Source organism: Pseudoalteromonas sp. 23_GOM-1509m (assembly GCF_000518425.1).
In the GTDB taxonomy this organism is placed as follows: domain Bacteria; phylum Pseudomonadota; class Gammaproteobacteria; order Enterobacterales; family Alteromonadaceae; genus Pseudoalteromonas; species Pseudoalteromonas tetraodonis.
Genome location: NZ_KI912432.1, coordinates 443,826 through 456,665, shown reverse-complemented (window position 1 = coordinate 456,665; position 12,840 = coordinate 443,826). Strand labels below are relative to the sequence as shown.

10 protein-coding genes are annotated in these 12,840 nt (G+C 36.2%); 3 read left to right on the top strand and 7 right to left on the bottom strand.

Annotated features, from left to right (window positions below; translation table 11 throughout):
• Positions 1-184: 184 nt before the first annotated feature.
• The 3 genes from N523_RS0112705 to N523_RS0112695 are packed head-to-tail and all read left to right on the top strand — an operon-like array spanning position 185 to position 2,293.
• Positions 185-1,042: a 6-carboxytetrahydropterin synthase gene (locus N523_RS0112705; RefSeq protein WP_028835252.1), complete on the top strand. Its 858-nt coding sequence runs from the start codon at positions 185-187 to the stop codon at positions 1,040-1,042.
• Positions 1,035-1,853, top strand: coding sequence for a M23 family metallopeptidase (locus tag N523_RS0112700; protein ID WP_028835251.1), 819 nt, complete (start codon positions 1,035-1,037; stop codon positions 1,851-1,853). Before N523_RS0112705 ends, N523_RS0112700 begins: the two co-directional genes overlap by 8 nt.
• Positions 1,854-1,858: 5 nt before the next feature.
• Entirely contained in the window at positions 1,859-2,293 is a 435-nt protein-coding gene (locus N523_RS0112695; protein WP_008114650.1) for an acyl-CoA thioesterase, read from the top strand.
• Positions 2,294-2,477: 184 nt separating this feature from the next.
• Here N523_RS0112695 and N523_RS0112690 read toward each other — a convergent pair whose 3' ends face one another.
• From N523_RS0112690 to N523_RS0112660, 7 genes are all read right to left on the bottom strand, one after another.
• On the bottom strand, positions 2,478-3,800 hold the full coding sequence (locus N523_RS0112690; protein ID WP_028835250.1) for a Na+/H+ antiporter family protein: 1,323 nt from the start codon (positions 3,798-3,800) through the stop codon (positions 2,478-2,480).
• A complete protein-coding gene (locus tag N523_RS0112685) occupies positions 3,797-5,770 on the bottom strand; it encodes a transglutaminase TgpA family protein (protein ID WP_028835249.1) in 1,974 nt (657 codons plus the stop codon). The genes N523_RS0112690 and N523_RS0112685 overlap by 4 nt, the downstream gene beginning before the upstream one ends.
• Positions 5,763-6,752 (bottom strand): DUF58 domain-containing protein, encoded by a 990-nt coding sequence (locus N523_RS0112680; RefSeq protein WP_028835248.1) that lies wholly within the window; start codon positions 6,750-6,752, stop codon positions 5,763-5,765. Before N523_RS0112680 ends, N523_RS0112685 begins: the two co-directional genes overlap by 8 nt.
• Positions 6,753-6,756: 4 nt before the next feature.
• Positions 6,757-7,662, bottom strand: coding sequence for an AAA family ATPase (locus N523_RS0112675; RefSeq protein ID WP_028835247.1), 906 nt, complete (start codon positions 7,660-7,662; stop codon positions 6,757-6,759).
• Positions 7,663-7,670: 8 nt separating this feature from the next.
• A complete protein-coding gene (locus N523_RS0112670) occupies positions 7,671-8,054 on the bottom strand; it encodes a response regulator (protein WP_013464929.1) in 384 nt (127 codons plus the stop codon).
• 440 nt (positions 8,055-8,494) lie between these two features.
• Positions 8,495-10,444 carry a hypothetical protein gene (locus tag N523_RS19075; RefSeq protein ID WP_051440325.1) on the bottom strand — a complete coding sequence of 650 codons (1,950 nt, stop codon included), beginning with the start codon at positions 10,442-10,444 and terminating at the stop codon, positions 8,495-8,497.
• Between the two features lie 172 nt (positions 10,445-10,616).
• The gene (locus N523_RS0112660) at positions 10,617-12,641 is read right to left on the bottom strand and encodes an AAA family ATPase (protein WP_028835246.1); all 2,025 of its coding nucleotides are present in this window, start codon (positions 12,639-12,641) and stop codon (positions 10,617-10,619) included.
• Between the last annotated feature and the right edge of the window lie 199 nt (positions 12,642-12,840).

The following is a 12,840-nucleotide window of genomic DNA, read 5'->3' as shown; positions in this document are numbered from 1 at the left end:
TTTGCTTAGAAATTGCCCCGTACTTTAGCGTACACTTGTACGCTAAACAACTCGGAGCAGTTAAAAAATGGTTTAAATATAGCCAATCAGTCAATGCAACTGATTTTAGTATGATTAAACCGCGCAATTACTAACAGAAATCATTATAATTAGGGCTGACTTTTAATCAGTTTAAAGGAAATTTATGACCCTTTTTGTTAACTCACTCACTGTGATTGATTTTTCTTACTTATGCAATAAACGCGGTGCAGTTGGCGAAAGTTGGATTGTTGATTTGACTTTACATGGCAAACTAAATGAAGAGTCTATGGTTTTAGACTTTGGCTTAGTTAAAAAGCAAATAAAAGGCATTATTGATGAGTGTATTGATCACCGTTTAGCTGTTCCAAATAACATAAACGGTAGCATTAATGAATTTGCTGATCATAAAACATTAGATTGTACATTTGGTGAGAATAAGCACCTTGCAATGAGTGCGCCTCATCAAGCTTTTTGCCTGATAGATACCGATAAGATAACCATTGAGTCGGTTACAGAGTATTTAGTTGCCACAATACTGCCACAGCTTCCTGATAATATTGAAAAAATTGAACTGGTATTAAAGCCTGAGCACAACCAAAGTTTTTACTACCACTACAGCCATGGCCTTAAAAAGCATGATGGTAATTGCCAGCGCATTATTCATGGCCATCGTTCACAAATAGGGATCAGCTTAGGTGGTATCTCTATGCCTCGTTTACAAAAACAGTGGGCTGATAAATGGCAAGATATTTACTTAGCTACCAGCGAAGATCAAATCAGCGCCTCTGAATTAAAACACATTATCGCCAAAGAGGATGACGTGTGTTTTGCATATACAGCCGCGCAAGGTTATTTTGAAATGGCTATTAGCGAATCGCGTTGCGACATTTTACCCATAGATACCACAGTAGAATGTATTGCTGAGTATATTGCCGGCCAAGTAAAACTGCAGCATCCAGAAAAAGACGTAAAAATTACCGCTTATGAAGGCGTTGGCAAAGGGTCAATTAGTTATGCTTAAATCCTTATTAGTGTCAGCGTTAATTGCATCATTTAGTTTTAGTGCTTTGGCAGTTGAACTAAAAGGGCATCTAACTCAAGGCGGCTTGGTTACAGGGCAATTAAATAACGCAAAATCGGTTAGCTTAAATGATAAGCCATTAAAGCTATCTGAAACTGGCTTATTTGTATTTGGTTTTGGTCGTGATGCAAAACCAAACCACACTTTATCATGGGTTGATAAAAGTGGAAAAAACCACAGCCAAGATTTAGTTATAACCCTTCGTGACTACAACATCGATAAAATAACCGGTGTTGCAAAAAAATATGTATCGCCACCAAAAGCGGTCAGTGAACGTATTAGCCGTGAAGCGGTCGCGGTAAGAAAAGCGCGCGCTGTTAACTCTGACCTAGAGTACTTTTTACAGCCTGTGCTCAGGCCTGCTGAGGGCCGTATTTCAGGTGTTTATGGAAGCCAGCGTTACTTTAATGGTGAACCACGCAGACCACACTTTGGTTTAGACATAGCAAATAAAACAGGCTCTCCTGTGTATGCGCCGATCAGCGGTACCGTGGTATTTGCTGAACCAGATTTATATTACTCAGGTGGCACATTAATTTTAGATCATGGCCACGGTGTTACCTCGACTTACATTCATCTAAGCAAGCTAGATGTGAAAGTGGGGGATAAAATTACACAAGGTATGAAAGTGGCTGAAATAGGTGCTACGGGCCGTGTAACTGGCCCACATTTAGATTGGCGATTTAATTGGCAAGGTGAACGCCTTGACCCTGCATTATTGATGCAAGACACATTAGCAAACAAAAAGTAGAGATTATGACTCAAGTAGAGCGCGAAGCAATTATTGCGCAGCGTATAAAAGATTCGACCACATCGGTTACAAAAGCGGTATTTCCTGGGCGTACTAATCACCACAATACGTTATTTGGTGGTGATGCATTAGCGTGGATGGATGAGGTTGCTTTTATAGCAGCTACCCGTTTTTGCCGTAAGCCATTAGTGACTATTTCATCTGATAGGGTAGATTTTAAAGAGGCTATTCCGGCAGGTTCATTTGCCGAATTAATCTCAAAAGTGTCGCATGTAGGGAATACCAGCCTAAAGGTAGATGTTGAAATATTCCTAGAAACCATGCACAAAGATAATAAGCATTCTGCTATTACGGGTAGTTTTACCTTTGTTGCTGTGGATGATAACCACAGACCAACACCGGTAGTATGCGATAAAATGCTACATGGCTTTGAGTTATAACGCAAAATAGTAAATTAATATAAGCACCAAACTAGGTGCTTATATTAAAACTCATTAAGAACACATCATACTATATTTCTTAATGCTGCAAACTTAGCATTAATGTTTGTTTGAGATAATGAGTAAAAAAGGAGGGTGTAAATTTCAAAATAAAAAGGCGTGCACAAAGCACACCTTTTAAAAATTAAAGTACCATAGCGGCTATCCAGCCGAATACCAATAGCGGTAAATTAAAGTGAATGAAGGTTGGTACCACTGAATCCCAAATATGATCGTGCTGACCATCAGCATTAAGGCCGGAAGTTGGCCCTAACGTGGAGTCGGAGGCAGGGGAGCCGGCATCACCTAATGCGCCAGCAGTACCAACAAGTGCAGCGGTTGCCATTACGGAAAAGTTTAGCTCTAAACATAAAGGAACAAATAAGGTGGCAATAATAGGCACCGTTGAAAACGAGCTGCCAATTCCCATCGTTATAAATAAGCCGACTAATAAAATTACAGCCGCAGCCATCGGCTTATTACCATCAAAAATTGCGGCGCTACTGTGAACTAAGCTGGCTACGTGTCCGGTTTCCTTCATGACCGCGGCAAAACCTTGTGCTGAGATCATAATAAAGCCAATCATGGCCATCATTGCCACGCCTTTACTAAATACGTCGCCGTTTTCTTCCCACTTAACCACACCAAATACACTAAATATAACCACGCCAACTAGGCCGCCTAATATCATAGAGCCACTGGCATTTTGAGCAATTAACGACGCAACAACAGCAAATAAACCAACCATCATTACTTTTTTGGGGTTATCAATTTCTGTTTGTTTACTCTCAACGGTAAGGGCGGTATTTGTATATTCTCGGCGTTTTCTATAAGTAATAAACAGCGCAATTAACAACCCCACGAACATGCCAATAGCAGGAATAATCATCGCCAAAGGTACGCTGGTATTGACTATTTCAAGGCCATTATCCACTAGGTTTTTATGTAATATAGAGTATAAATAAATTCCACCAAACCCATAAGGGAGTACCATATACGAGGTGGCTAAACCAAAGGTTAAAATACAAGCAATGGCGCGTCTGTCTAATCGCAATTTGTTAAACACCACTAATAGCGGCGGGATTAAAATAGGAATAAACGCAATATGAACAGGGACTAAATTTTGTGATGAAATAGCACAAATCAAAATAATAAACAGGATAAAATAGCTGAGCAGGCTTTCGCTTGAGCCAGTTTGTGCATTTACTTTAGCGAGTAACTTAGCGGCCAAAATACGCGTTAAGCCTGACTTAGAGATAGCGACGGCAAATGCACCTAACATCGCATAGCTTAAAGCAATTTCGGCGCCTGATGATAAGCCAGAATTAAATGCATCAATACTTTCTTTTAAGCCCATGCCAGCGGTTAATCCGGCAACCAGTGCACTTATCGTCATTGCAACAATCACATTTACACGGACTAAAGTGAGTCCAAGCATTAAAATAACGCCGATAATTACTGCGTTCATAGATTTCTCTGTTTTGTAGATTTAATTAATTTTATCAGATCTTTAGCCTGATTTTTACGTTCTTTAGTAAATGGATGCCTTGCATAACGCACTTGCTTAAATAACTCACAAAAAGCGGTTATTTGTTGCTCTGCATGGGGCGCTTGATTGCTAATGTGTTCTAAAGTTTGGGTCGGCGTGGCATTTTCAGGATAGCTAATCGCATGTTTATTAGCCCAAAGAATAATTTCATAAAATTCACTTACCAGTGGCGGTTGCTTTGTTGAGGCTTTAGGTCTGTTTAAATAAATGAAGTAAGCCGTAAAACTCAAAATTAAAATAATAATAACCCCAAGTGGCACCAGCCAAATAAACTTATTACCAAATAAGGTAGCAAATAAATCTTGTTGTTTGTCTTTATCAAACCCAAGTACCCAACTAGACCATTGATAATCTAAGTTTTCTAATTCAAGTCTAAGCCAATTAATGGCGGCATAGTTACTTAAACTAACGAGTCCAAAGCTAATATTATTTTTAAATTCGTCATTAAGGGTGGTACTTTGTGACAAGGAGCCGTTTAACCGCTCGGGTGCGACAACCGCCGTGGCATCAAATATTTTCCAACCGGCACGAGTATATACTTCAACCCAGGCATGCGCATCGTATTGACGAATAGTCATATAATCACTGTTTTTATTTAGCTCGCCTCCTAAATAGCCACTGACAACACGCGCAGGAATACCTGCACTTCTAAAAATAAAGGCAGCGGCACTGGCATAATGCCCGCAAAAGCCGCGCTTATTATTAAACATAAACTGATCGAGCGTATTTTCGCCGCGCATGGGGGTGGGTGTAAGTGTATAGCTAAATTCATTTTTTGAAAAATAGCTTAAAAGTTGATTAAAAAATTCATCAGCATTGGCGCTATTATTTTTTAATTGTTGCGCTAACTGCTGAGATTTTTGATTATTACTAACAGTTAATTGGCTATAAAACCGCTGTTGGGACTTATTAAGCGATGTACTAGATAACGGTTCACTATTAACTGCATATTGTAAAACCTTGGATTTATATTGTTGTTTACGTAATAAACCTAAAGTATTGGCAATAACATTGGGGCTTTCACTGCTTGAAAAACCAAGCCCATATAGCCAATCTGAAATAGCAGGCTCAGCTATAACCGTATACTGAGCCTCATTTTCACTCGTGCTTTTTTTAGCGGGTAATATCAACGCTTGCTTTAAAAAGGAGGATGTTTTCCACGCTGCACCATCGAATTCATCATGTACAATAGCGCGCCAATAATAGGGCGTAGGGGGTGGTGTACCATTAAATTTTGCTCTAAATACCAGTTCATCAGAATTTGATAACTTTGCTATATCAAACGGATCGACTTGTTCAGATAATCCTGTTTGTGCCATTTTTGGACCAGGTAGTTGCCAAAATGCCGGAAGTTTAGGTAAAAATAATAAAAGTATTACGGCTAAAGGAAAAGCCAGTAGCATAATTTTAGCACTTTGTTTTGAAGAGAGTTTTAAGCTATGACTAGACTCCAATAACCCTAGCACCGCAAAGTTTAAAATATAGAAGATGCTTATAACTAAGGTAGTAAAAATGGTTTGGCTAAACAGATACACCGCTGAGAGTGAAAAGAACGTAAGGGTAATGATCAATTGGTAATGCTGTTTTGATTTTGCCTGCAATAATTTAAAAACACACGACAATAACAGCATGGCGACAAACAATACAACGGTATCTTTAAAGCCTATGCTGCTTAGCATAATAATTAATGCAATGGCGGCCAATCCATTAGCAAACCACGCGTTGGGTTTCTGCTTTTGTTTAACTGTTAAATAAACATTCCAGCCACATAACACGCTAAGCATTGCAATAAAGGGCAGGGGTAAGTGCTCTGTAAAAAAACTGACTAGCCCTAAATAAATAAACGATAGAGCAAAGTTAATAACGCGATGGTTTTTAATCTCATTCATTATCATTACCGACTTGGCTTAACGCTTGTAAACAGCGCTGATGATGCAACTTGCCTGAATTGGTGGTGATTAAATTATTAGGAAGTTTTAAAGAATAATTAATATCACTTTCAAATGCTTGGCAAACTAAAAAACAGAGTTGCCCTAAACGCTGTTCGGTATCGCCCGTGACTAAGTTAAAATCGAATTGTGCATCCGCTGATTTAAAATCACTAAATTGTTTTACAAGTAATTCCTGTGTTTTTGCATAGTGCTTCCATGATATTCGCTGTAACCCCATTTCTGGTAAATGAGTAATTAAACTTTCAAATTCATCATCACCTTTATGTTTTTCAGTGCCTTCATCGGTATTATTTGCAACTAGGTTTTGGTGTTTTTGATTTGTTGTTTTAATTATTGACGGATAAACATACACTGCTTTATTCGGTTGTATATAACTCCACACACTGACTAAACCAAAGGGGTAATTACTGGCAATTTTTATTGGCTTTAACTTGTAACAGCCTCGCTTGGTGTAAGGTAATGATAATTGGCATTTTATTACTTCATTTTTAACGCGCGTAATGTAACACGCATTTTTTAAATCCTTGGGGTAACTCAATGTAATGGATTGGCAAGGATCATCGGCTTCTATTTGCCAAACTAGTTGAGGTGTCTGAGGCGCAAAACTGTCAATGGCGTATTTAAAGCTGACAGTTAAACCTCTGGCATTACTGTAGCCCAATAACAATGCAAAAATTATAATCACAAATATTAAATAAGCCATAAACAGAATTAAATTATTTTGATAATTAATCCCCATTACAAAATTTAATGATGCAACAACGCTAAAGTAAACGCCAAGCGTGGATGGTAAAACATAAATAGTATTATGTTTTAAGGTGATGCTATTTTTTTTGTGCTTATTTTTTAATAAGGCAGTTAAAATCGCGCTTTTTATATCGTGAATAAAAGTAGGGCGCTTAAATTTATAAATACGCATTTACCTAAACGGGCACTAAAACATGTTTTAAAATGGCCGCTATTTGTGTATCGCCCGCATCACTATGTAAGCCTAATCGATGCTGACACACACTTGAAAAAACAGCCTGTACATCTTCGGGTAATACGTAGTCACGGCCTTCAATATAAGCCCACGCTTTGGCCGATTTAGCCAGTGCCATACTGGCTCTTGGGGAAAGCGAAGTCGTTAATGTTTGAGACTCACGAGTATAAGTCACTAACTCAATTATATAATCAACCACTGGTGAACTTAGCGTGATATTTGATATAGCATCTTGAATTTGCTTAAGTTGATGTTGTTCAATTCGCTGCGGTAACTGCGAATAATCACGTTTTAGATTATTTAACAGTAACCGTTTTTCTGCATCTTTAGGTGGAAACCCTAAACTTATTCGCATTAAAAAACGATCTAGTTGTGATTCTGGTAACGGGTATGTACCTGCCTGATATAATGGATTTTGAGTCGCAATTACAAAAAATGGAGTAGGGAGCGGGTACTTGTCTCCATCTACTGTTACTTGATGTTCTTCCATCGCCTCCAATAAAGCACTTTGTGTTTTAGGACCCGCGCGATTTATTTCATCAGCGAGCACCACTTGGCTGAAAATTGGGCCTTTATGAAATGAAAAACTATGTTCATTATTATTAAATATATTGGTGCCAATAATATCAGCGGGCAATAAATCGCTGGTAAATTGTATACGCTGATACGATAACCCCAGTACTGCAGCTAATGCATGCGACAAAGTGGTTTTTCCCATGCCGGGTAAGTCTTCAATTAGTAAATGGCCTTCACTAAATAAACAGGCTAACGCTAATTTTATTTGTTGTTGTTTACCAAATATAACGGTAGATAGGTCATCAATTATTGTCGTAACAATGTGCTGCATAATTTCCTTTAATCTATGAGTTCTAAACGTTTCATTACCGCATCAACTTTTTGCGCGTTAAAGGGCTTAGCTATAAATTCTTTTGCGCCTAGCTCCCAGGTATTTTGCACTGTTTCAAAGCTATTGTGGCCTGAACACATAACAACATGTGCATGAGGGTGTTCGTTGTTAATCGACTCTAAAATTTCAATGCTTTCAGAATCAGGTAAATCAACATCTAAGAATATAACGTTGGGTGATTTTTCAATAAGCAGAGGTTTAGCACAATTAAAATTATCGCACTCAATAATGTCATCAAAACCTAAACCGGCTAATACTTGGCTTAAATCAGCGCGGATCTGTTTAACATCATCAATAATTAAAATTGGTTCGAGTGGGCGTACAAATTCCATATGAATACTTCAATGTTTTTTACGGCTTGTGCTTTAATATTAAGCTAAGCATTAAGGAACCTCAAGGTGATAACTATGAATAACTATAATAGTTGTTTAAAGCCACTTAATGTCCGATACCGTCTAGTATTGGACTTAGCAAGCTTGAAGCTTTTAAAATAGAGCGCTGCTTATATATAGATATATAACTACCTATAATTTATATTATGTTAAATAGTATATGTATGTACTTAAGCAAACTAAACTATCTGACAAACGGACTCTAAATTGAGATTTGGGACTCTCTGGAGATTGAGTCCCTCAAAGACTTATAAAGTGAGATCTTTATTCAATTATTTTCTATTGTACTTCCCTTTTTTCGAAATGGAATTATTTCAATAGTCAAGTTTTAGAAAGAACTTGTTAACCAAATTACCAGCTATTTTTTGAAACTATGTGAGTTAACCGCCTAGAATCAAAGTTACAAGGTTTTTGTTATCCACGTCTTCAGTAGGCTTTTTAATCCAATCTTTTCGATTTACAATGTATTCAGGTATAGCTTTGGGCATTGGAATTACCTCTTTAGGTAATACACGCTTTGTTTCTTTTACTTTACCTTCTAATTTTTCATACTTTAACTTTTTCGCTAGCTTGTGCATGTCATTTAGCATCACGTTGTGCATCATCCAAACAAAATCACGCTTATGTTTTTGCTTAATTAAAGCAAAAAACTCTTCGCTTCCATACTTTGCATAGTCAAGTTTTGCAGAATACGATTCTATATCTTCCAAGACGATTCGTTGTCTATATAAAACAAGAATGCGACTATAATCCCTTAAAACAGCAATCAGATCTTTTTCGACTGGAGGCTCTTTAGAAGTTAGCATTTCTAAAGGAAGACGAACAGGCATAAAAAATTGAAAGTCTGCTCCTGAAAGAAACGACATACTGTGAGATAGCATCAATTTAATAGGTGTTTCTGAAAAGCAACTTTTAGCAATTGCAATCCTCTGCTCTTTAGAAAAAGACATAAGATAGTTTTCGCCTAAATTTAAGGCTAAAAAACTGAATAAATGTTCTGACTTTAATTCAACATCAACTTTTGGCAAACCGGCTAAACCTAGCCACATATCATTGTTTTCTTTAATAAAAGGACTTAAATCGAATTCGGTATATAATGCTGCCCTACTCGGAGAACTTGCCAAAGCTTCAAAAAACTCAGACCTTGAACCATTGTCGTGATGACCTAGTGCTACCTCTATAAATTCACCAAGAACTCTTTTGAACAATAATGAACAAAGGCCGCCAGTGTGAACTACAGCCATGTTCATAAACTTAAAGATAAAGTCCAGTGATTTTCTGGTTTGATTTTTTAAGTCGTAATGCGTTAATACTTGTGTGCATTCAGCTATATTCTCTAGTAATTGTGCCGCATTAAAGATACCGTCATTTTCCTTTATATCTTTGAGAAAATTTTTATAGATATTAATTTGTATGCCAAAAGGATCTTTAGAGCAAACATAATCATGTAAGTATATTTCTACAGCTTTAGCCTCTTCTTCAGTAATAGAATTACCGATATCTATAAGGGTCTTTTCACGAGTATCACGCCAAGACTCTATTCCAATATTAATATCTCGCTTTGTTCTGTATAGAATAAAGTCTGGAGTAATATCCAAAAAGCTATCCATATTAAAATAACCTTTTGGAAAAGCCCTGCCCCATGTTTTATAGTGCTCTAGAAAATTTACTGTGGATTCTGCAATATTGAAGTTTATTGAATTAGTATGCGAATAAGGCTTTCCATTGTTACCTGTAAACGGCTGTTCCCATGATGGGAATGCAGATATAATCTTGTTGCCTTTAATTTGAACTCTCAGCTTAAGGGTCTTAAGAGGGTCTTCCAATAATGCATAGCCATATAGTACGCCCATAGGTTGTTCGTCTGTAGGAAAAGTTGAGTCTTCTCTATCTATGTTTTCTAATGCTTCAGCTATTGAATTGATAATATCGCCATTTGAAAAACACTCAGGGTACAAGGTTTTCCAAAGATAACCAGATTTATAATAATTATCTGGTTGCATGGTAATTTTGGCGCCTGCTCCAGTAAAAATTGAACGAGGCAATTTTAGAGTAATCACCCCATTCTGAAGTTCGCGAGCATAAAACCAATCTTTATGTTCCTCAGAATTATATTCAAGCAAATGCACTATCTTAGGGTATTTACTTGATATAACTTGCCAAGCGGATAACGTATGCAAACCACCAGAAAGTGCTGGCTCAGTAGTTCTCCTGCCATCGACTATTATTGGCCTTACGACAGTATCACCATTCACTATATGGTTCAAAGCAGATTCTGATAGCTCATATTCTTCTTCGGAACCAAGCAGAATAGGAAATTTTTTAGACATAAAACACCTAAATTTCTACTCAAATTTAATTTCAGAATTCTTGTAGCAGCTAATTAAAGTTAATAAAAATTTAACAATAAAAATGGAGTGTGATTTCATAAGTTTATTGGTATTTTTATAACACGAACACTAAAGATTAGATCTAAACTAGGATTATTTTATTCCTTATAATTCACAGCCCCTTTTTTACTACACAACCATCGCTATCTTCGATGTGCAAAAGGTGATATTCGCTTTCATCAAGCTCTTGCAACATTTCTTTAATATTTACTTTTTTGTCATCAAACTTTCTATCTTGAGAAACAGCCATTAAAACCTGCTTACCTGAATCAGAAGATGTAGTTAAAAGTTTAATTAAACTATCAAGCCTCATTTGATGTTGGCCCGGTTCATCCAACACTAAAAAACCCGGATGCCTTTTACCTAATATTAAAAGAGATAGGTAATACGCCCATATAGAGCGAACAAAGTCACTAGCAGAAGAAATGAAGCGTATATTTTGATTTTCTCCATACATCTTAATTTGTGGAATTAAAGGGTAGTTTCCAGAGTTTTCAATATGGATATATTTAGTACCATTACTTCTGTAACCAAACTTATTTAATAAACTTATAAATAAATTTTCAAATGACTTAACTGTTGACTCATCTTGCTTTAAAAGAGCTTTAACCCCTTTTTCTTCTTCTAATAATCCATAGTACTGAATACTAATTTCTTTCAAGCTATTTTTAATCACTTTAAATGAGTTTACGAAATCTTCTACATGATCATGTCTTTGATTTAACTCTGCTAGATTTTGCATTTCTGATCGGATTGCAAGTACTGACGGTGTACTTATATCCTTTGAAAAATAATCTAATTCTTTCCGTTTACTTTTAATCTTTAGTGAATAGAAATCTAGGGCTGCATTGTGTCTTTTTGTAGAGCCAATACTTGCATTCAAATATGACTGATAAAGGTCTCTCTGAGATTTTAAAAAAGCTGAAGTCTTAGTAACACGTTCATCACTAATACTTTTTTTGCTAACTTGGGCTAAGCCTTGTTCACAAACAGGACACTTACTGTTTGAAATCTTTTCCCATGTTCTATCAGAAGATATCCATTTAATATCTTGGAAGTCTTTTAAGTCTTCTTCAATTCCAAAAAGCATTCTTTTATAACTAGTTTGCTTTTCTTTTTCTTGAGTCAGTAAATCATAGACATGTTCATGATCATTTTCATACATTCTAATGGAGGTCAATAACATTTCCTTTTGCTTTAAGTTTTTTCCATTAGTAGTTAATGTATCCGTACTTAATTCAATAGCTCTATTTAAATAATTTATTTGTGAGTTTAAGTGCTTAAGGTATTTGTCTACATCACATTCTTTATCATCAATTAATATTAAAGGACTTAATTTTTCAACTTTCTTGTCTTCTAAAACATTTTTTTTGTTTAATGAAGGTATGTAGAAATTTAGTTGGTCTAATTTTTGACTAAGTTGTCCAACATCAGACTTCCAAAGTTTTTTTAGTTCTTCTTTTTTCGTTTCTATTTCATCTAGTTTCAATCTACTTTCAAGTGAGTTCAATTGTAAACAGTACTCTACAATTTTTTGTTTTACATCTTTAATTCCAAAGCTAGGCAGCATAGAAAAAAAATCTGACCAGCCTTTGGTTTGTTCGATAAAAGAAAGAGCAAATACATTTTGCATATAAAGAGACTTGGAAACCTTCCCCCGCTCTTTTTCGCTTTCCAAAATAACTAGATTATTTACATCAGCTAACCACCTGTAAAATCCATGCTCATCATGATCTCGAATAGCATGGACATATTTTCCAAACTCATCGCCGCAACCTTTAATAATAATTTCATTATTAATAGAATGGGGGTTGCTTGGATCTTTTATAACTCGCGTTAATGTATATTTTTTTCCATTATTAGCTTTAATTTCCAATGCACATGAAGATGAAACTACTGGATAAGTGTTTCCTTGGTATTTAAAGCTTTCACGAATTGCTGGAGATAGCGTTTTTGGGCCTTTACTTCCTATCAATTGCTCCAAACCTAAGCAATAATATATGCAGGACAATACTGTAGATTTTCCACTAGAGTTATGACCGGTCAATAAATTTAATCCTTCCTTAAATTTATAATAAAACCCAAACTTTTCCGCATCAAGAGATTTAACTTCTAAATCTACACTCTCAATATTCATTGATTGCACACCCTATATTAAATTGAGAAAACTCTGCTTCCTTTCTATTTACAGATTTAATTAGCTCAAGAATAAACGAATGCATTTCTGTAGCAGAGGAATTATCTTCTATCAGCCCTAAGGACTTCGGCATAAAGCCTAGTTGGAAAACTAAGGGATTAAACGAGACTGAACAAGATGAACTTGCACAAAGCAAAAC

Excerpts from the sequence above, each read along its gene's own strand:
- N523_RS0112690 (WP_028835250.1), bottom strand. The coding sequence starts at position 3,800 with ATGAACGCAGTAATTATCGGCGTTATTTTAATGCTTGGACTCACTTTA.
- N523_RS0112695 (WP_008114650.1), top strand. The coding sequence starts at position 1,859 with ATGACTCAAGTAGAGCGCGAAGCAATTATTGCGCAGCGTATAAAAGAT.
- N523_RS0112685 (WP_028835249.1), bottom strand. The coding sequence starts at position 5,770 with ATGAATGAGATTAAAAACCATCGCGTTATTAACTTTGCTCTATCGTTT.
- N523_RS0112675 (WP_028835247.1), bottom strand. The coding sequence starts at position 7,662 with ATGCAGCACATTGTTACGACAATAATTGATGACCTATCTACCGTTATA.
- N523_RS19075 (WP_051440325.1), bottom strand. The coding sequence starts at position 10,444 with ATGTCTAAAAAATTTCCTATTCTGCTTGGTTCCGAAGAAGAATATGAG.
- N523_RS0112700 (WP_028835251.1), top strand. The coding sequence starts at position 1,035 with ATGCTTAAATCCTTATTAGTGTCAGCGTTAATTGCATCATTTAGTTTT.
- N523_RS0112680 (WP_028835248.1), bottom strand. The coding sequence starts at position 6,752 with ATGCGTATTTATAAATTTAAGCGCCCTACTTTTATTCACGATATAAAA.
- N523_RS0112670 (WP_013464929.1), bottom strand. The coding sequence starts at position 8,054 with ATGGAATTTGTACGCCCACTCGAACCAATTTTAATTATTGATGATGTT.
- N523_RS0112660 (WP_028835246.1), bottom strand. The coding sequence starts at position 12,641 with ATGAATATTGAGAGTGTAGATTTAGAAGTTAAATCTCTTGATGCGGAA.
- N523_RS0112705 (WP_028835252.1), top strand. The coding sequence starts at position 185 with ATGACCCTTTTTGTTAACTCACTCACTGTGATTGATTTTTCTTACTTA.